The organism is Candidatus Thiopontia autotrophica (assembly GCF_982804495.1).
Genome location: NZ_CEYDPX010000003.1, coordinates 74,798 through 97,808, shown reverse-complemented (window position 1 = coordinate 97,808; position 23,011 = coordinate 74,798). Strand labels below are relative to the sequence as shown.

The 23,011-nt window shown below is 48.9% G+C and carries 23 protein-coding genes; 15 read left to right on the top strand and 8 right to left on the bottom strand.

Going from position 1 to position 23,011, the window contains the following annotated elements:
- Positions 1 to 98 precede the first annotated feature (98 nt).
- The 5 genes from napA (at position 99) to napH (ending at position 5,567) form a co-directional block, all read left to right on the top strand.
- Positions 99 to 2,660, top strand: coding sequence for a nitrate reductase catalytic subunit NapA (napA, locus tag AC3ZFK_RS02410; protein ID WP_487541320.1), 2,562 nt, complete (start codon positions 99 to 101; stop codon positions 2,658 to 2,660).
- 13 nt (positions 2,661 to 2,673) lie between these two features.
- Entirely contained in the window at positions 2,674 to 3,111 is a 438-nt protein-coding gene (locus AC3ZFK_RS02405) for a nitrate reductase cytochrome c-type subunit (protein ID WP_487541322.1), read from the top strand.
- 98 nt (positions 3,112 to 3,209) lie between these two features.
- Positions 3,210 to 3,782 carry a NapC/NirT family cytochrome c gene (locus tag AC3ZFK_RS02400; protein WP_487541324.1) on the top strand — a complete coding sequence of 191 codons (573 nt, stop codon included), beginning with the start codon at positions 3,210 to 3,212 and terminating at the stop codon, positions 3,780 to 3,782.
- A 90-nt stretch (positions 3,783 to 3,872) separates the two neighbouring features.
- Positions 3,873 to 4,655, top strand: a complete 783-nt coding sequence (gene napG / locus AC3ZFK_RS02395) for a ferredoxin-type protein NapG (protein ID WP_487506089.1) — start codon at positions 3,873 to 3,875, stop codon at positions 4,653 to 4,655.
- An 18-nt stretch (positions 4,656 to 4,673) separates the two neighbouring features.
- A complete protein-coding gene (gene napH, locus AC3ZFK_RS02390) occupies positions 4,674 to 5,567 on the top strand; it encodes a quinol dehydrogenase ferredoxin subunit NapH (protein WP_487506090.1) in 894 nt (297 codons plus the stop codon).
- Positions 5,568 to 5,652: 85 nt separating this feature from the next.
- Here napH and AC3ZFK_RS02385 read toward each other — a convergent pair whose 3' ends face one another.
- The 3 genes from AC3ZFK_RS02385 to cobA are packed head-to-tail and all read right to left on the bottom strand — an operon-like array spanning position 5,653 to position 7,996.
- Positions 5,653 to 6,834 (bottom strand): cytochrome D1 domain-containing protein, encoded by a 1,182-nt coding sequence (locus AC3ZFK_RS02385; protein ID WP_487506091.1) that lies wholly within the window; start codon positions 6,832 to 6,834, stop codon positions 5,653 to 5,655.
- Positions 6,824 to 7,174 carry a c-type cytochrome gene (locus AC3ZFK_RS02380; RefSeq protein WP_487506092.1) on the bottom strand — a complete coding sequence of 117 codons (351 nt, stop codon included), beginning with the start codon at positions 7,172 to 7,174 and terminating at the stop codon, positions 6,824 to 6,826. Before AC3ZFK_RS02380 ends, AC3ZFK_RS02385 begins: the two co-directional genes overlap by 11 nt.
- A gap of 15 nt (positions 7,175 to 7,189) precedes the next feature.
- Entirely contained in the window at positions 7,190 to 7,996 is an 807-nt protein-coding gene (cobA, locus tag AC3ZFK_RS02375; protein WP_487506093.1) for a uroporphyrinogen-III C-methyltransferase, read from the bottom strand.
- 270 nt (positions 7,997 to 8,266) lie between these two features.
- On the opposite strand from cobA, the gene AC3ZFK_RS02370 reads away from it, so the two are divergent.
- From AC3ZFK_RS02370 to AC3ZFK_RS02355, 4 genes are all read left to right on the top strand, one after another.
- Positions 8,267 to 10,012: a cytochrome D1 domain-containing protein gene (locus AC3ZFK_RS02370; RefSeq protein ID WP_487506094.1), complete on the top strand. Its 1,746-nt coding sequence runs from the start codon at positions 8,267 to 8,269 to the stop codon at positions 10,010 to 10,012.
- Positions 10,013 to 10,095: 83 nt separating this feature from the next.
- On the top strand, positions 10,096 to 11,724 hold the full coding sequence (locus tag AC3ZFK_RS02365) for a cytochrome D1 domain-containing protein (RefSeq protein WP_487506095.1): 1,629 nt from the start codon (positions 10,096 to 10,098) through the stop codon (positions 11,722 to 11,724).
- Positions 11,725 to 11,802: 78 nt separating this feature from the next.
- Positions 11,803 to 13,488, top strand: coding sequence for a NapC/NirT family cytochrome c (locus tag AC3ZFK_RS02360; RefSeq protein ID WP_487506096.1), 1,686 nt, complete (start codon positions 11,803 to 11,805; stop codon positions 13,486 to 13,488).
- A gap of 1 nt (position 13,489) precedes the next feature.
- Positions 13,490 to 13,849 carry a cupredoxin domain-containing protein gene (locus AC3ZFK_RS02355; protein WP_487506097.1) on the top strand — a complete coding sequence of 120 codons (360 nt, stop codon included), beginning with the start codon at positions 13,490 to 13,492 and terminating at the stop codon, positions 13,847 to 13,849.
- On the opposite strand, the gene AC3ZFK_RS02350 is transcribed toward AC3ZFK_RS02355, so the two are convergent.
- Entirely contained in the window at positions 13,838 to 14,524 is a 687-nt protein-coding gene (locus AC3ZFK_RS02350) for a Crp/Fnr family transcriptional regulator (RefSeq protein WP_487506098.1), read from the bottom strand. The two genes, AC3ZFK_RS02355 and AC3ZFK_RS02350, sit on opposite strands and share 12 nt — an antisense overlap.
- A gap of 152 nt (positions 14,525 to 14,676) precedes the next feature.
- Between AC3ZFK_RS02350 and AC3ZFK_RS02345 the strand changes: the two genes are divergently transcribed.
- Both AC3ZFK_RS02345 and AC3ZFK_RS02340 read left to right on the top strand, forming a co-directional pair.
- A complete protein-coding gene (locus AC3ZFK_RS02345; protein ID WP_487506099.1) occupies positions 14,677 to 15,255 on the top strand; it encodes a bacteriohemerythrin in 579 nt (192 codons plus the stop codon).
- 6 nt (positions 15,256 to 15,261) lie between these two features.
- Positions 15,262 to 15,948 carry a c-type cytochrome gene (locus tag AC3ZFK_RS02340; RefSeq protein WP_487506100.1) on the top strand — a complete coding sequence of 229 codons (687 nt, stop codon included), beginning with the start codon at positions 15,262 to 15,264 and terminating at the stop codon, positions 15,946 to 15,948.
- A 4-nt stretch (positions 15,949 to 15,952) separates the two neighbouring features.
- On the opposite strand, the gene AC3ZFK_RS02335 is transcribed toward AC3ZFK_RS02340, so the two are convergent.
- The 3 genes from AC3ZFK_RS02335 to AC3ZFK_RS02325 form a co-directional block, all read right to left on the bottom strand.
- On the bottom strand, positions 15,953 to 16,243 hold the full coding sequence (locus AC3ZFK_RS02335; RefSeq protein ID WP_487506101.1) for a DUF2249 domain-containing protein: 291 nt from the start codon (positions 16,241 to 16,243) through the stop codon (positions 15,953 to 15,955).
- A 102-nt stretch (positions 16,244 to 16,345) separates the two neighbouring features.
- Positions 16,346 to 17,803, bottom strand: a complete 1,458-nt coding sequence (locus AC3ZFK_RS02330; protein WP_487506102.1) for a metal ABC transporter solute-binding protein, Zn/Mn family — start codon at positions 17,801 to 17,803, stop codon at positions 16,346 to 16,348.
- Entirely contained in the window at positions 17,800 to 18,147 is a 348-nt protein-coding gene (locus tag AC3ZFK_RS02325; protein ID WP_487506103.1) for a hypothetical protein, read from the bottom strand. The genes AC3ZFK_RS02330 and AC3ZFK_RS02325 overlap by 4 nt, the downstream gene beginning before the upstream one ends.
- A gap of 98 nt (positions 18,148 to 18,245) precedes the next feature.
- Between AC3ZFK_RS02325 and AC3ZFK_RS02320 the strand changes: the two genes are divergently transcribed.
- Genes AC3ZFK_RS02320 through AC3ZFK_RS02305 form a run of 4 tightly spaced genes read left to right on the top strand, consistent with a single transcriptional unit; the run spans position 18,246 to position 21,668 of the window.
- Positions 18,246 to 19,121 carry a 1,4-dihydroxy-2-naphthoate polyprenyltransferase gene (locus tag AC3ZFK_RS02320; RefSeq protein ID WP_487506104.1) on the top strand — a complete coding sequence of 292 codons (876 nt, stop codon included), beginning with the start codon at positions 18,246 to 18,248 and terminating at the stop codon, positions 19,119 to 19,121.
- Positions 19,118 to 19,960, top strand: a complete 843-nt coding sequence (locus AC3ZFK_RS02315; RefSeq protein WP_487506105.1) for a hypothetical protein — start codon at positions 19,118 to 19,120, stop codon at positions 19,958 to 19,960. Before AC3ZFK_RS02320 ends, AC3ZFK_RS02315 begins: the two co-directional genes overlap by 4 nt.
- On the top strand, positions 19,957 to 20,685 hold the full coding sequence (gene ubiE, locus AC3ZFK_RS02310) for a bifunctional demethylmenaquinone methyltransferase/2-methoxy-6-polyprenyl-1,4-benzoquinol methylase UbiE (protein WP_487506106.1): 729 nt from the start codon (positions 19,957 to 19,959) through the stop codon (positions 20,683 to 20,685). The genes AC3ZFK_RS02315 and ubiE overlap by 4 nt, the downstream gene beginning before the upstream one ends.
- The gene (locus AC3ZFK_RS02305) at positions 20,682 to 21,668 is read left to right on the top strand and encodes an AMP-binding protein (protein ID WP_487506107.1); all 987 of its coding nucleotides are present in this window, start codon (positions 20,682 to 20,684) and stop codon (positions 21,666 to 21,668) included. Before ubiE ends, AC3ZFK_RS02305 begins: the two co-directional genes overlap by 4 nt.
- On the opposite strand, the gene AC3ZFK_RS02300 is transcribed toward AC3ZFK_RS02305, so the two are convergent.
- Positions 21,638 to 23,008, bottom strand: coding sequence for an isochorismate synthase (locus AC3ZFK_RS02300; RefSeq protein WP_487506108.1), 1,371 nt, complete (start codon positions 23,006 to 23,008; stop codon positions 21,638 to 21,640). The two genes, AC3ZFK_RS02305 and AC3ZFK_RS02300, sit on opposite strands and share 31 nt — an antisense overlap.
- Positions 23,009 to 23,011 lie beyond the last annotated feature (3 nt).

Below are 23,011 nucleotides of genomic sequence, written 5' to 3'. Positions count from 1 at the left end.
ATACAGTCAATGGTTTTACCAGTATAGATGGTGTATTGAATGCCTCAATGATTTACCACCACTATGAAGAATTTGAAGTAGAGCAAGGAGTAGTCTAGATGAGTATGAATAGAAGAGATTTTATCAAGACCAATGCAATTGCTGCAGCAGCAGCAACTGCAGGGATCACCATTCCTGTCGTCACCCAGGCAAAGGATGGCATGGACAAGGACGGTATTCGCTGGGATAAGGCGGCATGTCGTTTTTGTGGTACAGGATGCAGTGTATTGATCGGAACCAAGGGCGGCAGGGTGGTTGCTACCCAGGGTGACCCGGATGCACCGGTTAACAAGGGGTTGAACTGTATTAAGGGATATTTCCTCTCCAAGATTATGTATGGAAAGGATCGTCTCACCAAGCCACTGCTTCGCAAGACCAATGGCCAATATGACAAGAATGGCGAATTTGAGGAGATCTCCTGGGATGAGGCCTTCAAGACCATGGCTGAGAAGTGGGTGACTGCCCGTAAGAAAGGACCAAAAGGGGTCGGTATGTTCGGCTCCGGTCAGTGGACCATATGGGAAGGTTATGCCGCCCAGAAGCTACTCAAGGCAGGTTTCCGCTCCAATAGTCTTGAGCCAAATGCCCGTCACTGTATGGCATCGGCTGTGGGATCATTTATGCGTACCTTCGGTATTGATGAGCCAATGGGTTGTTATGATGACCTTGAGCATGCAGATGCATTTGTACTCTGGGGTTCAAACATGTCTGAGATGCATCCAATTCTCTGGTCACGACTAACTGATACCCGTCTGAGCAAGAAGGATTCTGAGGTTCATGTGCTCTCTACCTTCAGACATCGTAGCTGTGACTTGGCTGATAATGAGCTTATCTTTATCCCCAATACTGACTTGGCAATTGCCAACTATATTGCCAACTATATCATTCAGACCAAGGCCTACAACCAGGCATTTATTGATAAGAATGTAAACTTCAAAAAGACCCCAACTGATATCGGTTATGGTCTGCGTGCATCACACCCTCTGGAGAAGGCAAAAACCGGAAAGGGCGGCAAGCTCTCTGGCATCACCTTTGAGGAGTATGCAAAGTCTGTTGAGCCATATACCCTGGAGCATGCTTCCAAGATCTCTGGCGTACCAAAAACCAGACTGAAGAAGTTGGCAAAACTCTACGCTGACCCCAACAAGAAGGTCACCTCATTCTGGACTATGGGAATGAATCAGCACACACGTGGTGTCTGGATGAACAGCCTGGTCTATAACATCCATCTGATGATGGGCAAGATCTCAGAGCCTGGCAACAGCCCATTTTCTCTGACCGGACAGCCATCAGCCTGTGGTACTGCACGTGAGGTTGGTACCTTTACCCACCGTCTGCCTGCTGATTATGTGGTCAAGAAGGATGCGCACTGTAAGTTTGCCGAGAAGATATGGAAGCTGCCGGCAGGTACCATCCCAAGAGCCAATGGCAAGACCGATGGTGCTGACCAGACTGACATCAGTGGCAAGCCAATGGGCAAGACCATGATCCATGCAGTTGCCATGCATCGTGCACTTAAAGATGGTGTGATGAACTGCTTCTGGGTTATGTGTAACAACAACCTGCAGGCTGCAGCAAACTTCAATGAGGAGTCTCTGCCTGGATGGCGTAATCCTGATAACTTCATTACTGTCTCTGATCCATATCCAACGATATCTGCGATGGGTGCAGACATGATTCTACCTACCTCAATGTGGGTGGAGAAAGAGGGTGCATACGGCAACTCCGAGCGTCGTACCCAGTTCTGGCGTCAGCAGACCAAGGGGCCTGGTGAGTCAAAATCAGATCTCTGGCAGGTTATGGAATTTGCCAAGTATGTGAAGACTGATGATGTTTGGGATGCGGATCTTCTGGCTGCAGCACCTGAGTACAAGGGTAAGACCCTATATGATGTGCTCTATGCCAATGGTCAGGTTGACAAGTTCCCTGCTCAGGAGGTCAAGGATCCAGAGGGTAATCTCTACGGTAATGATGAGATGGAGGACTTTGGGTACTATGTACAGAAAGGTCTTTTCGAAGAGTACCGTCGCTTCCAGTTTGAGGGTCCAAAGAAGGGTCATGAGATGGCACCATATGAGGACTACCATGCATCCCGTGGTATTCGCTGGCCGGTAATTGATGGCAAGGAGACGCTCTGGAGATATCGTGAAGGTTACGATGCTCTTGTACCCAAGGGTGCTGGTGTTAAATTCTATGGTAAGCCAGATGGCAAGGCCAATATCATTACTGCACCTTATGAGCCACCTGCGGAGAGTCCTGATAAAGAGTACGATCTCTGGCTATCCACCGGGCGTGTTCTTGAGCACTGGCACTCTGCTTCCATGACTCGCCGTGTACCTGAGCTCTACAAGGCTATGCCGGACGCAGTGATCTACATGCATCCAAAAGATGCCAAGAAGCGCAAGCTGCGTCGAGGCAAGTATGCCAAGGTAGTTAGTCGTCGTGGGGAGATTATGGCCAGGGTTGAGACCCGTGGTCGTAACAAACCACCACAGGGATTGATCTTTGTGCCATGGTTTGATGCCGGACGTCTGATTAATAAGGTAACACTGGATGCCACTGATCCACTCTCGAAAGAGACGGATTACAAAAAGTGCGCAGTTAAAGTGGTCAAGGCATAACAGGGAGAAGACAATGAAAAAATCAATTAAACTAATTGCTGGCGTTGCACTCTCCTGTTTTGTAGTGGGTGTTGCTGGTGCAGACGTAAGTTCACTTCGTGGTGGAAACGCTCTGGATGCAGGTGCGGAGAAGACCAAGAGGGCAAAGATAGAGAAGGTCTCTGGTGGTATTGCCCGAACCTGGGCAGAACAGCCTCCAATGATTCCTCATGATGTGGACAAATATCGGATCAGTATCAAGAACAATGGCTGCTTGAAATGCCATGGTGCTGCAACTTATGTGAAGGAGAAATCTCCCAAAGTTGGTGACAGCCATTTCTTGACCCGTGAGGATAAAGCTCTTGAAAAGGTCTCTAGTCGACGTTGGTTCTGTAGCCAGTGCCATGCGACACAGAAGAAGTTGACACCACTGGTTGCCAACACTTTTGAGACCGTTGATCGATCTGACTAGGATGTAGCAGGTAACAGCCGGTGGACCAGGATAGATATAATCCTGGTTCGCCGGTTTTTTTAGCAGACAAATTACCAATAGATAAGGAAAACCAGGCTATGAACAAGTCTTCAAAATTATTACTGACTGGGGGTGTGTTGGGCGTTATCTTCTGGGGCGGTTTCAATACTGCCATGGAGGCAACCAATACTGAGGCATTCTGTATATCCTGTCACGAGATGGAGGAGAATGTTTATCAGGAGTATCAGGATACTATCCACTACTCCAATCGTACTGGTGTTCGTGCTACCTGTCCGGACTGTCATGTTCCAAAAGAGTGGATACATAAAGTAGTACGCAAGATCAAGGCATCCAATGAGCTCTACCACAAGATGATGGGGACTATAGATACTCCAGAGAAATTTGAAGAGAAACGGATGGAGTTGGCACAAAATGTCTGGAAAACAATGAAAGATACTGACTCAAGGGAGTGCAGAAACTGTCACGGCTTTGACTACATGGATTTTGATAAACAGGAAGAGCGTAGTGCAGACCGTCATGATGAGGCGATAGAGAACAGAGATCCGGATAATGAGGAGACTCATGGAGAGGGAGAGACCTGTATCGATTGTCACAAGGGAATCGCACATCGCCTGCCTGAGGGGTATGACCCTGCAGAGGATGACTCCTGAGGGGTCACAGGATGAAATACTATTGAAATATTTCAGTGAAAGAATAGCTGGTAAGGAGGGATGTAACAGGTAAGGAGTTTTAATGTGACAATGGGGAAACGTCTGGGCCGTAGAGAGTTTATGGTCGAAAGTGGAAGAGTGGTCGGTGGAGTTTCCCTGCTGGGGGCAATTATAAGCCTCTTTGGCAAACAGGCTGCATCAATGCCAGCTTATGCCATCAGGCCGCCAGGGGCAATTGCGGAAGAGAGCTTTCTTGGGGCCTGTACACGTTGTGGGATGTGTGTAAGTGATTGTCCTTACGATATTCTTCACCTTGCCGAACTTCAGGAGGGGGTTGCTCTTGGCACTCCATATTTTGTTGCACGTGAAATACCATGCGAGATGTGTGATGACATTCCCTGTGTCCGTAACTGTCCGACTGGAGCATTGGACAGGGATATGGAGGATATTGAAAAAGCAGAGATGGGGATAGCAGTTCTTGTTGACCGCGAGACATGCCTGAATATTCTGGGGCTGCGTTGTGATATCTGCTACCGGGTCTGTCCGGTTATGGATGAGGCCATTAGTCTGGAGCGGATCCCCAATCTTCGTACGGGCACCCATACTATTTTTGTTCCCACAGTTCACTCCGGCCGCTGTACTGGCTGCGGTCTCTGTGAGCATGCCTGCCCACTTCCTGTGGCAGCAATCAAAGTACTTCCTGAAACTATAGCTAAGGGGCAGATGGGAGAACACTATCGTCTGGGATGGAATGAAAAGGAGAAGGCAGGCAAGGCTCTGGTTACCCCAGATATTGAGCATAAATACAATCTCCCTGAGGGGTTCAGTTATGAGCTAATGGGCGAGGGTCTGATTGAGGTGCCGGACAGATGATCAAGGAGAGAGAGTAAAATGGCACGTAAGGAGATTGGCGCAGCAGCAATCGAAGAGAAGGGGTGGATCCGTTCCCACAAGTGGCTACTAATGAGGAGGATATCCCAGCTCTCCATTATAGGGCTGTTTCTGCTCGGTCCATTAGCCTCAATCTGGTTTTTGGGGAGGCTGGAAGAGGAGTTCTGGATCATCAAGGGCAACCTGGCATCCAGTGTAGTGCTGGATACAATTCCACTAACTGATCCCTTCATCTACCTGCAGACTCTGTTTGCAGGACAGGCCTTTGAGGCAACAGCCCTGGTTGGCGCTCTGATTGTGACAATCTTCTACCTGGTAGTGGGTGGACGAGTCTACTGCTCTTGGGTCTGTCCCATGAATATGGTGACCGATGCGGCGGGCTGGTTACGGCGCAGACTAGGGATAAAGAAAAAATGTGACTCCTCCCCCAATATTCGCTTCTGGATTCTTGGGATGGTGATGATCATAGCCATGTTCAGCGGTATTATGTTATGGGAACTGATAAATCCAGTCACTCTGTTGCAGCGAAGTATCTTCTATGGTTTTGGAATGGGTTGGATTATTGTGGTTACTCTCTTTTTCTACGATCTACTCTGGAGTCGTAATGGGTGGTGCGGTCACCTATGCCCTATGGGTGCTTTTTACAGTCTGTTGGGAAAATTCAGCCTGCTACGGGTACGTGCAGCAGAGCGCGCTGCCTGTGACGACTGTATGGACTGTTTTGCTGTCTGCCCGGAGCCTCAGGTTATAAGGCCGGCACTCAAGGGGGAGAGTGGAGAGAGCCCGGTCATTGATCACTCTCAGTGCACCAACTGTGGCCGCTGTATCGATATATGTGGACCAGATGTGTTTAGTTTTGGGAGTAGATTTAACAACAGACAGTATGATTTATAAGTAATATATTGCATTAATATCTTCTTAAAACATTATGTTCCTGCTGCCATTCTAAGGGATGTTGCAGTTATTAGTTGAATCTAGGCTAAAGCCCGATCTGCCCGGCACGGTTGGTAAAGAAGATGCCGCTGGGGCTCTCCATTGGCAGGCTCTTCAGTAGCTCAAATGTCTCTGTGTCATAGATCTCTACCAAGTTTTTGTCACGCACTGAAACCCATACCTCTTCACCTCTGGGGGTGAACTCCATATGCAGAACCCCTTTGCCTGGGTGCATCTGGTGGATTATATTCAGACTCTCTGCATCAATAATTTGCAGGGTGTCGTTGTGCGGGAATGCAAAATTTACCCAGATCTGACGGCCATCCGGACGGCTTATGGCAAATACGGGCTGGCTATGTACCTGAATTCGTCCGCTCTCTTGCCAGCTTCCGCTATCAACAACCAGTAGTTCGTGACGGCCCACAGCTGGCAGAAATGTTTTATCTCCAGCCTCTGCCCACCCCTCAAGATGAGGCATTTTGTATACCGGGAGTTTCTGTTCGCCACGTCCATAGTGGTCAAGAATACGTTTCACCCCATTTTCCGGGTGCCAGAGATCGAGCAGGGCGAGCCCATCCTCGCCAAACAGCCCGGCAATGTAGATTCGGCCATCAGGAGTAATCAATCCATCATATGGTTGTCGGCCGATATCGGTGAATTTTTTGATGGATGATGAGCCATCATCACTCATCTTGATAAGCCATATCTCGCCACTATCAAACAGACTGAATACAAAATGGTTTCCGGGGGCATCTACCAGACCAACCGTGCGAGACCTCTTCTGCTCTGAGAGTGCAGTTGCCTCGATATCTGCTACCAGCTCAAGGGTTTTGCTGTCAAAAATGCGTACACCACCAGGCTCATAGTTTGATACAGCAACCCATCTGCCGTCCTGAGAAATTGCCCCACCAATACTGTTGCCGCCCTGAATAATACGTTTTTCTATCTTTTTGCAGAGCAGGTCAATCTTGGTGAGGCCACCATCTCTACCGAAGATAAAGGCGTAGCGTGCATCGCGAGAGTAGACAGCGGAGGCGTGGGAGAGGTCACCAAGCTCCTCAACTCTTCCCAGTGATATACGTTCTGTGGTATCGACTATCTGCACAGAGCCACTGGCACGTTCGATTATTATGCCAAGGTCGCCGGTTCCTCTGGTCTCACAGGCGAGCAGTGAGGTATGAATAGTTCCCAGCAGGATAATTATTGGTATCAACAGGTTATTTCTCATACCAGGTGCCTTGCAGTAGATGTGTAGCAATATAGTGGATCTCATTGCCGGTTAAAATAGGGGCCCATGGAGGCATTGGAGTGCCGGGACGGCCATGAGATATGGTTATCTCCAGAAAATTCTCAGGGTATAGGTTGAGCCGGACCGGATCCAGACTTGGGCCCAATCCTCCCTTTAGGGTCAGGCCATGGCATGAGCCACAATCCTGTTTGACCATATGGGCAATCTCGGCCTTCCTCTTTTCAGTCAGGCCATTATCTGAGCTGTTATCTCCAGCCCCAATAGATACGGGAGAGATTGTGATGAGGAGTGGAATCAGCAGGAGAGATAGATATTTCATCCACAATACAGCCTGTTAGCCATGCAGGGAAGTGGTGGCAGATGGGTTCAACTCTTCATCAACCATCCCAAACCAGTCAAGCTCGTCACTGAGTTTTACAACCTTGCCTACAACAATCAGGGCAGGGGATTTTAACCCCTCTCTTTTGACCGCATCTTCAATGGTGTGGAGGGTTGCAATAGCCTTGCGTTGCTCCCTAGATGTGCCGTTCTCGATAACAGCGACAGGGGTGTCGGCAGAGAGTCCATGTCTGGTTAGATTGTCAGCAATCATGGATAGATTATGCAGCCCCATGTAGATCACAAGGGTTAATTCCGGGTTGGCCATTCCTCTCCAATCCAGCTCAACAGCCTCATCATTCTTGAAGTGCCCGGTAACGAATAGAACTCCCCTGGAGAGTGATCTATGAGTGACCGGGATCCCGGCATATGCTGAGGCGGCAATTCCAGAGGTGATTCCCGGGACGATCTCAAATCGGATCTTCTCTCTCTTGAGAACAAGAGCCTCCTCACTGCCACGACCGAAGATAAATGGATCACCTCCCTTGAGTCTAACAACACTACGCCCATTTTTGGCAAGATTAACCAGGGTCTGATTTATCTCATCCTGGGTCATTGAGTGTTTGCCACAACTCTTGCCTGCATATATGCGTGGCACCCCCTGGGGTATAAGATCAAGAATTTCCTGGCTTACCAGACGGTCATGAACTACTACCTCAGCCTGCTCAATACGTCGTAATGCCTTGATTGTAAGTAGGTCTGGGTCTCCAGGGCCGGCACCAATCAGGGAAACTACCGGTTCTCTATTAATACTCTTGTTCATATAGGCAAATGTAGTAGATAACAGAGTCTCCGTAATTGATTCATATCAATAACAATGCTCCATTATCTTCATAGAATGGATACCTGTAACCGCACTCGGAAGGGTTAATTTATATTAGTAATTTGTGGTTTGATCTAGATCAATGAACTGCAGGTGACTTTTGGTGGATCCTTAGTGGCGTGTGAAAAAACCTGACAACAGGAATGGGAATTATCTTTGTTCTCTACCTGCTGTTTTAACTTCTGTAAATTGTAAAGAGGGATATCCAAGATGATTGATGGTAAGAAGAGGAGTTTCAAGAGGGGTGCAACCCTGGGTCTGGCAATAGCCATTACTCTGGGATTATCAGGGTGTGGTGACTCTGGTGATTCAGGCGCATCAAAAACGGCAGCACCAGCACCGGCTCCAGCAGCAGCCCCAGCACCGGCTCCTGTCCCAGCAGCACCAGTCAAGGTGGCTGCGTCCGGGCCATCACTATCAGAGGCTGATTTTGAGCACTCCAAGAAGCTCTACTTCCAGCGCTGTGCAGGTTGTCACGGTGTACTGAGAAAAGGGGCGACAGGCAAGAGTCTGGAGCCAAAAGATACTCGTGAGCTAGGTCAGGAGCGTCTGGAGAAGATTCTGACTTACGGAACAGACGGTGGAATGAACAACTTTGATGATATCTTCAGCAAGGAAGAGATCTCAATGATGGCCACCTACATTCAGTTGGAGCCACCAATTCCACCAGAGATGTCACTGGCGATGATGAAGGAGCGTACCGAGGTATTTATTGATCCCAAGGACTATCCAACCAAGCCACTACATGGACGTAACTGGGAGAACTTCTTCGTAGTTATCGAGCGTGATGCTGGTAAGGCAGCAGTAATCGATGGTGATACCAAAGAGATTATCGACCATATTGACACTGGTTACGCAGTACACGTAATCAAGGCTACCGAGCACCATGAGACCGAGCATCCTGTTGGCGGTGTTGCCGGACGCTTCTGGTACACAATGGGTCGTGATGGCGTAATGAGCAAGATCGATCTGTGGCAGAACCCAGGAAGCATGCTGGTTGCCAAGACCCAGATTGCATATGATGCACGTGATGTTGCGATCTCTGGAGATGGTAAATATGTAATTGGTGGAGGCTACTGGCCACCACACTTCGTAATTGCCGATGCTGTTACCATGGAGCCACTGAAGGTAGTATCCACTCGTGGGGTAAATGTTGATGGTGAGTATGTAAATGAGTCACGTGTAGCTGCGGTCTACACCACTCCAAACGAGCCAACCTTCCTGGTTGCGGTCAAGGAGCTGGGGCAGATGTGGCAGGTTGACTACGGTGATATCGAGAATCTCAGGATTACCAAAATCGACTCCGCGAAGTTCCTCCATGATGGATTCTTTGATCCAACCGGACGTTACTTCCAGATTGCGGCAAATGCATCCAACAAGATGGTTGTAGTAGATACCAAGACCCGCAAGCTTGAGGCGATGATTGATACCACTGGCAAGAAGCCACACCCTGGCCCTGGTGCAAACTGGGATGATCCAAAACATGGTCCTGTAGGTGCTACGGTCCATCTGGGAACAGGTATGGTAACTGTATGGGGTAATGATCCAGCCGGTACACCAAGCAAGGCCTGGAAGATCGTACGTGAGATTGAGACTGATGGAGCAGGTGCATTTATCCGTACCCATCCAAACTCCAAGTATGTATGGGCAGATCAGGTCAAGAACCCTGAGCCTGAGATACAGCAGTCTGTACAGGTTATCTCCAAGGAGACCGGCGAGATCGTCAAGACTATCCGGGTAACTGAAGAGCAGGGCAAGGCGGCACTCCATATTGAGTTTAACAAGGATGGAAGTGAGGCTTGGGTATCTGTCTGGAACCGTACAGATAACTCTAACCCAACTGGTGAGATCGTAGTCTACGATGCAGATACTCTTGAAGAGAAGGCTCGTATCAAGGGGCTGACCACACCAACCGGTAAGTTCAACGTTTATAGTAGAACTAACCACGTAACTTGATGAGAGAGGCCCCTTTAACCTGACTGGTGAAAGGGGCTTTTTACAAGAGGAGGTTTTTTGTTTTGTTTAGGAGAACTATAAAGATGAAGAAATTATCATTGACTGCATTAAGTCTTGCAGTAGGTGTTGCAATGGGAGGGGTTGGCACTACAGTAAGTGCTGGGCCATCACTATCAGAGGCTGATTTTGAGCACTCCAAGAAGCTCTACTTCCAGCGCTGTGCAGGTTGTCACGGTGTACTGAGAAAAGGGGCGACAGGCAAGAGTCTGGAGCCAAAAGATACTCGTGAGCTAGGTCAGGAGCGTCTGGAGAAGATTCTGACTTACGGAACAGACGGTGGAATGAACAACTTTGATGATATCTTCAGCAAGGAAGAGATCTCAATGATGGCCACCTACATTCAGTTGGAGCCACCAATTCCACCAGAGATGTCACTGGCGATGATGAAGGAGCGTACCGAGGTATTTATTGATCCCAAGGACTATCCAACCAAGCCACTACATGGACGTAACTGGGAGAACTTCTTCGTAGTTATCGAGCGTGATGCTGGTAAGGCAGCAGTAATCGATGGTGATACCAAAGAGATTATCGACCATATTGACACTGGTTACGCAGTACACGTAATCAAGGCTACCGAGCACCATGAGACCGAGCATCCTGTTGGCGGTGTTGCCGGACGCTTCTGGTACACAATGGGTCGTGATGGCGTAATGAGCAAGATCGATCTGTGGCAGAACCCAGGAAGCATGCTGGTTGCCAAGACCCAGATTGCATATGATGCACGTGATGTTGCGATCTCTGGAGATGGTAAATATGTAATTGGTGGAGGCTACTGGCCACCACACTTCGTAATTGCCGATGCTGTTACCATGGAGCCACTGAAGGTAGTATCCACTCGTGGGGTAAATGTTGATGGTGAGTATGTAAATGAGTCACGTGTAGCTGCGGTCTACACCACTCCAAACGAGCCAACCTTCCTGGTTGCGGTCAAGGAGCTGGGGCAGATGTGGCAGGTTGACTACGGTGATATCGAGAATCTCAGGATTACCAAAATCGACTCCGCGAAGTTCCTCCATGATGGATTCTTTGATCCAACCGGACGTTACTTCCAGATTGCGGCAAATGCATCCAACAAGATGGTTGTAGTAGATACCAAGACCCGCAAGCTTGAGGCGATGATTGATACCACTGGCAAGAAGCCACACCCTGGCCCTGGTGCAAACTGGGATGATCCAAAACATGGTCCTGTAGGTGCTACGGTCCATCTGGGAACAGGTATGGTAACTGTATGGGGTAATGATCCAGCCGGTACACCAAGCAAGGCCTGGAAGATCGTACGTGAGATTGAGACTGATGGAGCAGGTGCATTTATCCGTACCCATCCAAACTCCAAGTATGTATGGGCAGATCAGGTCAAGAACCCTGAGCCTGAGATACAGCAGTCTGTACAGGTTATCTCCAAGGAGACCGGCGAGATCGTCAAGACTATCCGGGTAACTGAAGAGCAGGGCAAGGCGGCACTCCATATTGAGTTTAACAAGGATGGAAGTGAGGCTTGGGTATCTGTCTGGAACCGTACAGATAACTCTAACCCAACTGGTGAGATCGTAGTCTACGATGCAGATACTCTTGAAGAGAAGGCTCGTATCAAGGGGCTGACCACACCAACCGGTAAGTTCAACGTTTATAGTAGAACTAACCACGTAACCTAAGTAGAGTAGTGGCCGGCACCTGCATATCAGGTGCCGGTTTTTTTATATAATTTATTTGTACTGCCTGAGGAGCCTTTAATGCCGATTCCTGAAAGACCAAGTTTCAAAGAGAGAATAAAGGTGCTGTTTTCGCGTCGTTTGATCCTCAATACGACACTTGGAGGTGGTCTGGTGTTTGCCCTGTTTGGAATTATCTTTTGGGGTGGATTCAATACGGCAATGGAGGTAACAAATACCCTGGAGTTCTGTATCTCATGTCATGAGATGGAGGACAATGTATACAAGGAGTACCAAAAGACTATCCACTATGCGAATCGTACTGGAGTACGGGCAACCTGTTCGGATTGTCATGTGCCTGATCCATGGATACATAAGGTAGCCAGAAAGATTGAGGCCAGTAACGAGGTGTTACACAAGATGTTGGGGACTATTGATACCCCTGAAAAGTTTGATGCAAAACGTCTGCAGTTGGCAAAAAATGTATGGCGTTCGATGAAGAGTACTGACTCCAGAGAGTGTCGGAACTGTCACAATTTTGAGGCGATGAATGGAGACATGCAGAAGCCTCGTGCGATGAATCAACATACCAATGCGCTCAGGTCAGGACAGACCTGTATCGACTGCCATAAGGGTATTGCGCACAAAGGGGTTCATAAGCTGTTGAGTGATGAAGAGAAGGAGGCGATGGAGGCCCCTGATGAGTCACTGGCGAAACCTGAGGCAAAACTGTTCCAGCTGGCTGATCTGGATCCGGTAGCTGCGGCAGCAGCCAAGGCTGCAGCAGAGAAGGCAGCAGCAGAGGCAGCAGCAGAGGCAGCAGCCTCGGCCCAGGCAGGTAATTGGGAGACTATTGTGGGACGAGAGATTCACCTCATCTATCCTGGCCAGACATCCATAGAGTGGGTGCTGAATGGAACAGATCACGGTGGAGCAAATGCCTTTAAAAAGGGTGGAGATCGATGCGTTACCTGTCATGACAAAGAGGCCAAGATTATGGGCGACCGTATAGTTGGTGGCACGCATGAGAAGGCGATGGAGCCAACTCCGATTGCTGGCAAGCGGGGTGGAGTTCCTGTCATGGTGAAGGCCGCTCATGATGGCGATAATCTATACATGCAGTTTACCTGGCATGATGTTGACCACCATACAGCGGGGCATAAGTCGGTTGTTGAGGCTGAGCGGATGGATCCCGAGAACCCTGTCAAGCTGGCGATAATGTTTGCGACCGATCAAGTAGAGTTTGCAGACCGTTCAGGATGTTGGGGAACTTGTCACCATGATGCCAATGGCATGCCCCATCAGCCAGAGGGTACAGATGTAACCAAGTACACCAAGGAGTCACGCACCAAGATTGAGGTCAAGGGGCGTCGTGGCAAGAAGCGTGGTGGCTGGGACAAGTTGAGAAAGCCTGAAGAGATTAAGGCTGCACTTGATCAGAAAAAGATCATGGATCTTGTGCGCTACAAGGCTGGCAGCAACCAGGCAGAAGATGGAATGATCCTGGCCAGCCGTGATATGAGTGGTAACAGTGATGACCTTGAGTTTGAGGGCAAGAGAGATGACCAGGGAAACTGGGTGGTAGAGATGAAGCGTAAGCTGAATTCCGGTGATGCAGATGATCTGTCACTGGCGCTGGACCAAGTCTATAATTTTGGTTTTGCTATCCATGATGACTACACCAATGGACGCTTCCACCATGTCTCATTTGGTTACAAGCTTGGGTTTGATGACCCAAAAGCGGAGATCAATGCTGTAAAATGGTGAGATGATAATTATTAATTACAGGCCTCTCATGCTTCTGCTGGGAGGCCTTTTTTTTGTTTCAGGATGTTCAAATGATCTGCCTGTGCCAAAGGTGGTTGAGATTGAGATCATTAATTATGGATACCAACCACAAACTGTGACCATTAATCCCGGTGATACAGTACGCTGGATTAACCGTGAGAAGAGACAGTACCACTCGGTAAAACTTGATGGTGATGGTGGCGGTGGTTCGGTTAATTCAGAGTATCTCTTTCCTGGGGAGAGCTGGGAGCATACCTTCAGTCAAGAAGGGGTGTACAACTATATGTGTGGCCCACATTCGGAAATGGTTGGAGCTGTGAAGGTGAAATCACTCATCTAGGGTTTCTCGCATCTTCTCGGCATTGAGGATGTGGACCTCGTAGCCATGAACCTCAATCATCTTGTTCTTTTTCAGTTTCCCAAGAATGCGAGAGAAGGTCTCTCTCTGAATCGAGAGTCTGGAGGCAATTACACTTTTCTGGGTCGGTAACTGAAAGGTGCCTTCATTGTCCTCGGCAGGAATGAAGGTGAGCAGATAGCTTATCAATCTGTGGGTGGCATTATGCAGGCATAGGCCATCTATCTCCTGTACATAACTCTGTAGTCGCATACTAAGGTCAGACATGATCGAGAAGGTAGTGTCCGGATCTGAGCGCAAGATATTTTTGTATATCTTACTGTTGAAAACAAAGATCTCTCCACTCTCCAGGAACTGGCTGTTGACAGGGTAGGTGCCACCATCCATAAACATCATCGCCTCAGCAAAGGATTGGCCAGCCTGGAGAATATTTACCGTCTTCTCACCGCCGTCGAGGGCTAGTAGATAAAGTCGAATGGTGCCGGTTCTTACGATAAAGAAATGGGTTGCTGCTTCATCTTTAAGGAACAGGGTCTCATTTGGTTTTTTTCTGATTAGTTCGGATGTCTCCAACATCTCTTGCATGGACTCTTTGGTGAGAGAGGCAAAAAGCGGAGAGCGGCGAAGTTCACGCTCAAAAACAGTGGATAGAGACATAGGTTATTTGGTAATTGTGTTTTATAATTTTCGCTATAGTGTATAGGTATTATCTGGGCTTGTTAAGGTTTTGATGTAAATCAAATCACAAAAAATGGTATCTTAGGTACACTATGGTTAGTTCTGTTTAACCCCTGAGAGGAATGAGTTTTATGAAGAAAAGTTACTCTATGTTTGCGCTATTTTCATTAATCATTATAGCGCTGGTAGTTGTCTTTCTGGGGTTCGTGGTATTTGGCCCGGGTAATCCGGTTCCATGGGTAATATTGGTTATTCTGGCATTGATCCCATACTTTCATGAACGCAGTGTGCGCAAGGAGTATATAGAGTGGAGTAGCCAGTACGAGGTTGGTGTCAAATTAATTGACCATGACCACCAGAAGTTGGTTGGGCTGTTAAACCAGGTTGTCAGTGCCTCTCACTATAATATGGGGAAGGGGTATGTGAAGGGTGTCATTGAGGAGCTGATCGAATATACCAAATACCACTTCGAGCGCGAGGAGGGGTTGATGCGGGATAACAACTGGACTGATATTGATGCCCATATGAAACAGCACAGGGATATGGTGGATAAAGTGGAGGCCTTTAGTAGTAAATATACAGGGGATCTGGATGGTCAGGAGGAGCTCAGTACAGAGATTCACCACTTCCTGAAGGATTGGTTGCTTGACCATATTGTACGTACCGATAAAGAGCTTGGTCAATTCCTGATATCCAGTGGAGTGAAGTAGAGTTAGATGAGATATCCAGGCAGGCTATTTGGGGTTGGTGCACTACTCCTCTCCTTTGCGATCTATGCTGATGCACCGCTGGATAATGAGCTTACTCTTGCAATGGCAGCCACCCCAAACGTGGAGTCGGGCAGAGAGGTTTTTAGACTCTGTGTTGTCTGTCACCAGATTAACTCATGGGGAACTATTGATGGCAGCTATCCACAACTGGCGGGACAGCATAGCAGTGTAATCATCAAGCAGATTGCCGATATCAGGGCAGGCAATCGGGATAATCCATCCATGCTGATAATAGCCCAGGAGAAGGTGATGGGTGGCCCCCAGGCAATTGCAGATGTAACTGCCTATATCCAGACGTTACCTATGACCCCGACCCCTGGCGTTGGCCCGGGACACAAACTGGGTAAGGCAGAACGTACATATTTCAGAAAATGTGCCGAGTGTCATGGTGGTGATGGTGGTGGAGATTCGGGTAGATATTTCCCCCGCCTTCAAGGGCAGCACTATGCCTATCTGTTGAGACAGTTACAGTGGATCCGTGATGACAAGAGACGCAATGCCAATAGCGAGATGATGCGCAGGGTTAGCAAGATGAAGGATGCCGAGCTTTCAATCCTGGCGGACTATATCTCCAGAATCAGGCCGCCTGCAGAGGATATGGCACCAGAGGGTTGGAAGAACCCGGATTTTTAATCTGCTATCGGGGGCGACAGGTTGATCTGACGTTGAAAACTTCTTTACTGTTGTCGGCAGCTTTTTCAGGCATGGCTATGGTTATCAAAAAATCACCATCTGCTGTTGTCTCCGTCTTGGTAGTAAACCCAAGCTCATTAAGATGGCCGTAGAGTGGGTGTGGCTCAACAGAGATATGGAGCTGGAATGAGTCACCTGGCTGCAGTGTCATTGCCATTGATGTAGCCTGCTTGAAAGGTTCGGGACACTTTAGTCCGCGCACATCAATAACGGCTATAGGTTGATTGCTTCTCATTGAGTGGCATTATCCTACGGTTTCTCCTCTATAGTAAATAGCTATTAATAATTGCGATTACTGTCGCAAGGATCAGTCGTAAGGATCAATACTTGGGAATCTCTAAAAAAGTTTAATAGGATGGGGGTTTGGGGGATTTGACAAAATCTCTCTGATCCGGGCAGCCATATCATTGGCTGATATGCCATGAGCCAGTTTTGTTATGAATTCACCATTGGGAGCCATCAGAAAGACCCCTGAGGAGTGGTCCATAATGTATTGCTCAGGATCTCTCGATTCGTCCACAACCTTCTCATACTTCACATTATATATCCGGGCGACTCGGTCAGTCATGGCCTGAGTGCCGGTTAGTCCTGTCAGGGCAGGGTGAAAATAGTTAACATAGGTGCTTAGTACATCAGGGGTGTCTCTGGCAGGATCAACCGTAATAAAGTATGGCTGAATCTGCTCTGCATCATCCCCTATCCTGTTTAGTGCTGAAGAGATGGTGAGTAGTGAGGTTGGGCAGACATCGGGGCAGAAGGTGTATCCAAAGTAGACCAGGTGAAATTTCCCCAACATATCCTGATCAGTAAAGAGTTTGCCGTGATGATCACGTAGCATGAATTTGCCGCCAATATAGCTGGACGGTGTAGTGTCTTGGGCGCTGTTTTTAGCCACCTCTTTTGCAGACTCCTCTACAATTGAGTCATCCACATACTTGAGGCACTGTTTGATGGTGACTGTATTATGCTCCATCAACTTGAAGTAGTGGTCTTCTCCAGCCTCTATCCTTGATCCAAAACTGTCCAGTAGACCAATATTTAGAGTGGTTCCATCGGTAAGCAGAGATAGTGCATCTGGATCAATCTGTTGTTCAGTCAACAGACAGCTGTAGTCACCGCTCTTGAGCCGGGCTCTGTTTTGCAGAAATGAGAGCCCTCTGACTGGTGTCATTGGGGACTCTGCAACTACCCCTCGAATTTTTAGTGCATATGCCTGTTCAAAGTACTGCAAGGTATCATAGTAGGCCATTCCAATGCCGCTCTTCAATCCACGGTATCCATACTCCAGACGACGATCCAGTTCAGCCAGTCTTCTCAATAGATTGCGACGGTTGTTTTCATATAGTGACTTACGTTCTGGATCAAGCTTTGTCAGCGCCCTGGCAAGTTCATCGGTAATGATGAGAATATTGCGGCTATCAAGCCAGATGAATGGATCACGCCTCTCCTTGTTCCAGCGTGATGTAAGGACCTTGATCTCCTCATTGTCGAGCAGGGTAAAGAGGGTGGTGTTTGGGCCAAGCAGCTCTAGCTGATTAACCATAAACTGCTCCAGCTCGGGCCCTATCCATACAACCATATCTGCATCTCTGAGAGCATGTTGTTTGGATTTTGAGAGAGTTGCCGTGTATGGCGACTGCTGGTTGTCTACAAGTAGCTCGGGTGGGCGTGTATCTGCCAGTAGACCAGAGAGAATTGAGTGGATTGGTTTTATGGTAGTGACAACCTTGAGCGGCTCACCACTCCAGGTAGCTGAAGAGAAGATCAGTAGTGCAAAGATGGAGAGCAGTCTCAAAACAGCTTCTCCTGATGGTTCAGAAATCCTGTTTCCAGCTGCTCAATACTGCTATCAACCTGCTGACTGAGCTCTTTTTCACTGGGACATTGGGTTCCTGATTTTATAATGGCGAGAAAGGATTTGTTGGTTGCCTCGTCAAAAGCTATCCCGATAACCCTGATCTTGGGGACCGTTGCAACCATGGACCGCTTCATTCTACGGGTCTCATCGATGTATCCACAATTAAGAGCAATACCGTTAAGCTCACCCAGCTGCTTCACTCTCTCAAGTTGTTGGTCACTGACGGCATAAGCTGGTGCAGTCAGCAGTGCAAGACAAGGTATAAGGTATCTTTTTTTCATGGGGGTGAACTATCGGTTGTTGAGGAGTTGTTACTTGCAGACAATCTTACCAAATGCGAGACTGATATCGTGTTGATCAAGATCAAAAGTAGATATTCATGAGCTCCCCATGGCTACAGGCTGTACGCCCCAAAACCCTCTCAATGGCGGTAATTCCCGTTCTTCTGGGGGCTGTGGTAGCCCATACAGAGAGCGCTCTATTTAAACCGCTACTACTCTCCCTTGTCCTTCTGGCTGCTCTTCTTATCCAGATTGGAACAAATCTATACAATGATGTTGGGGATGCAGAGCGTGGGGCAGATGGGCCAGACCGTCTGGGTCCAAAGCGGATGGTAGCGGCAGGGGTGTTGAGTGCGGGCAGTGTTCGAAAGGCTGCGATTCTCTCTTTTTTTGGTGCTTTTGTAATAGGTGTGGCCCTGGTTGTGGTTGGTGGGTTGCCAATCATCTTTATCGGGTTGTCATCAATTGCCGCAGGGATCGCCTATACCGGAGGCAGACTTCCCATTGCCTACACATTTATGGGGGAGCTGTTTGTCTTTCTCTTCTTTGGGGTTGTTGCAGTTATGGGTACTACCTATCTCATCACTCTGCAGTGGAGCTCTACAGCACTGTTGGTTGGGTCCGTCATAGGGTTGTTGGCGGCGGCAGTTCTGGTTGTAAATAACTATCGGGATATTGATACTGACCGTGCGGTGGGGAAGAATACCCTGGCAGTCACTCTTGGAGCAGCGCTCACCAGGGTTCTCTATCTCACGCTTTTATTGACCCCATTTCTGGTGTTGCTGGTGCTCTCTGAACAACTTCAGAAGCCGCTACTGATCTGGGTTATGATGCCGGCACTGCCGGTTTCACTCTATCTGGGGAGAAAGATATATCTTCTCCCTCACGGTCGAGGGTTAAACCAGCTGTTGGCGCAGACGGCTCAGCTGCAGCTTCTGTTCGGGATATTGATGATGTTTGGACTTTACCTATGAAAATAAAAAATATAGCCATTGTAGCCGCTCTTTTACTCTCACCCCTCTCTCTTGCCGACACCCACAGTCAGGAGCATGAGGCATCAGTTCTGCTCCCCCCAACATCCATTGCCCAGTGGTACAAGCCACAAAACAAGCGACAGGTATGGCTTCATACCATGTTCCGTCTACGCCGCGCTATGCTGGCAATCCAGGAGTATACGGCTCTGCAGGATGAGAAGCTGCTGGACAAGTGGGGCTCACAATTTATCAAGGACTACAGAAGTATCACCGAGATGGTTCCAGAGTGGGGTGACGAGATTGAGCCAGGGTGGATTAATCGACTTGAGCAGGTGATCAGAGATAGAGATTGGGAGGCTATGGGTGGGGCACTCAGAAAGGTGGGGATGACCTGTAGCTCATGCCATGATGACTATCGTGCAGTTACTGCGGCACTATACAGAACCCCGGATTTTGAGAAGGTGATGGTTGAGGATAGTGAGACCATGGAGGATCTATCTTATAAAGAGACAATGAATAACCTTACAACTTCCATGAACCGTTTCAAGATAGCGGTTGAGGATGGTCGCAAAACTGCTGCAACGGAGTATCTTGAGATGTTCTCAATCAGGGTAATTGATCTGGGTGAGAGCTGTAGCGGATGCCACCGTGATGAACAACCTCGTGAACGCATTCTTGGTGAGGAGACAGAGTTCCTGCTGGAGGAGCTATCGGTTCTGCTGGCCGAAAATCCCGAAGGGGTTGGGAGAAAACTGGGTGAGGTGGGGGTTGCTGTCTGTGCTCGCTGTCACGGTGTTCATCGTACCCTCGCAGATCTGAGAAGAGTGGTTGAGCCATGAGTGACAAGGGAGAGCAGCTTTCGCAGACCTTCGGTTACTCCAGGGTTGATGAGCAGGAGCGTGAAAAGAAGATACGTGCCGTTTTTCAGGCGGTCGCCCCCCGTTATGATCTGATGAACGATATGATGAGCTTTGGTATCCACCGCCTCTGGAAGCGTCGTTTGGTAAAGATGGTCAACCCACAGAGCGCTGAGCTGATAGTCGATCTGGCTGGTGGTACCGGCGACATTGCCGAGAAGATGGCGGCAGAGGGGCGTACGGTTGTTGTAATAGACCCCAGTGAGGCGATGATGGCAGAGGGGAAGAGGCGAGGTATCAGGGGAGTCGAGTTCCGGGTGGGAACAGGGGAGTCCATACCCCTGCCTGACAGCTCGGTTGATCGTCTTACCATCTCCTTTGGTATCCGCAATATGACAAATATGGGGCAAGCTCTGAGTGAGATCAATCGTGTGTTAAAGCCTGGTGGAAAAATGTACTGCCTTGAGTTCTCCAGACCCCACTGGTTGATCAAGCCTTTTTATGATCTCCACTCCTTTTATCTGATCCCACGTCTGGGAGCATGGGTGGCCAAGGCGCCAATCGCCTACAATTATCTGGTGGAGTCAATTCGCCGCTTCCCCGATCAGGAGGAGATGAAGAGGATGATGGAGCAGGCAGGATTCACCAATGTCAGTTACAGAAACCTCACCTTTGGAATTGCCGCCATTCATACTGGTGAGAAATGAGTGTTGATGAAGTAGATATCACCCTGGAGACCAGTGGCACCGAGGGTGTTGCAAAACAAGTCAGCTTCTCTGTAGAGAGATTGCGAGCCAGTGCCCGCATGGGGCGAGCGTTGGAGGATCTTCAGTCTGGTGACTGCTGGCTTAACTGTCTGCCACTGAACCATGTTGGTGGTCTCTCTATCAAGTATCGCTGTGAAGAGGCAGGAGCCGCCATGCTGCTTCATGAGGGCTTTGACCCGGAAAAAATTTATGGTGATCTAAAGCGGCACTTTGTTACTCATATTTCACTGGTTCCGGTAATGCTCTCGAAATTGCTGGACTATTTTGGAGATAAGCCCGCCCCTACATATCTAAAGACGGTACTGATCGGTGGAGACCATCTGCCAAAGTCACTGGCCCAGCGTGCTGTAGAGAGGGGGTGGCCCATTGTGGTCTCCTATGGGCTGACAGAGACTGCATCAAGGATCACCATGTTGCGACTCTCTGGTGAAAATATTGCGGCATGGGATGATAGTGATGTAGGTCCTCCTCTGCCTGGAGTCTCTGTAACCATAGGGGGGCAGGGTGAGATCAGGATAAGGAGTGATCAGCTGCTGGGTGATCATGAGGTTGTAACCGCTGACCATGGGGCAGTTGATGACAGCGGTCACCTTCATGTTTATGGAAGGCTGGACTGTCGGATTATCTCGGGAGGCGTGACTATTGATCCTGTAACCATAGAGCAGCTGATGATCTCTGCACCAGGGGTAAAAGATGTGGGTGTAGGCTCTGTTCCTGACAAGGAGTGGGGTGAGCGTATTGTTGCAGTTATAGCTGGTGATATGAATCAGGACATTGTGGCTGGCTGGATGAGAGAGAATATTCCATCTGGTCTGCGCCCACGAGAACTGCTGTTGGTCTCCGAGTTAAGACGCAATCGTCTGGGCAAGCTGGATCGAGAGTGGTTAAAAAATCAGGCAGAGAGTGCGTTTAGCATACCCTGAATCTTTAGTCCGATCTCTGCTATCTCGTCTTCAGCAACTGACCCCTTAACAATGCCGGCACCGGCGTAGAGAATAGCTTTTTCATCTTCAACCATTGCGCAGCGTAGTAGCACATGGATCTCTCCATCTCCATCAGGATCAATCCAGCCGGCACCACCACAATACCCGCCACGGTAGCTGTTGTTGTGTTCAGTTAGCCACTGGAGAGCCGCTGTTCTTGGGGTTCCACAGATTGCAGGGCTCTGGTGAAGGGCCTCAATCAGCTCAAATATGGAGGTACTGTCTCTTCCGTCTTCTGTTTTCAGCCTCCCCTTGATCGCGGTCAGTAGATGTTGAATATTCTCAAGCTTGTGAATGGTTGGCGTGGCTGGTATATCTACGGTCTCACAGAGTGGTAGCAGTGCACTGCCGACAGCATCAACCACCAGCTGGTGTTCATGACGTAGCTTGGGATTCTTGAGCAGGAGCTGTTCCTGCATACTCTCCTCTTCTTCACTGCTGCCCCGGGGAAGGGTGCCTGCCAGGGCGTCAGACTCCACGTCGGCTCCTCGCTTGGAGAAGAGGCGTTCAGGAGGTGCGGCAATAAAATGTCTCCCTTCTATGGAGAACGAGAACTGCGCGGTTGATGGGCTGCTCCGTTCCAGTTTTTTCAGGGTTCGCTCTGTGCCTATCGGATTGGAGAAGTGAAACCGTTGCTGCTCTCCTATTACCAGCTTCTCGATTGTGTTGGAGTAAATGGTCTCAATAGCATCCCTGAAAATCTGATCTGCCGAATCAAGGCTGTTGTCCGGAGTAATGGTTGATGGGGCGCCTGGAGGAGGGTGGTTATCTAGAATTTCTCTCAGCTGGTTGATATCCTCCTGCCAGTTTTCCAGGATCTCTTCCTCTGCTATCCCCTCTCTCTGGTGTGAAAAAATGACACTCTGTCTCCCGCTCTGGTTGATGAGCTGAACGCGTGGCAGCATAAGTAGGGTGTTGGGGAACCCGTGCCACTCATTCTGCATTGGATCATCCTCATGGAATGCGTAATGAAACAGAGTTCTTGGTGAGGCTCCGGTCTCTTCCGGGTCAAAAACAGCCCATGAGTTTGTGAGTTGCAGAAACTGTTCCCTGGCCTCGGTAAAGCGTTCTCTCCCTCTCAGCTCTCTCTGCCATCCGCTCTGCAGTGCGAGCAGCCTTACCCCTTCACGTGGGCTCCTCCAGTAGATACCATTTTTTAGGGGTGGTGGGGCAGTGAATGGGCGCTCATTGAATGGCAGAATGATGCTGATAACCTGATCAATTTGGCTGTCACTGTTATTATAAACTAGATTAAGTTCATGTTTTAACTTATTGATCATTGG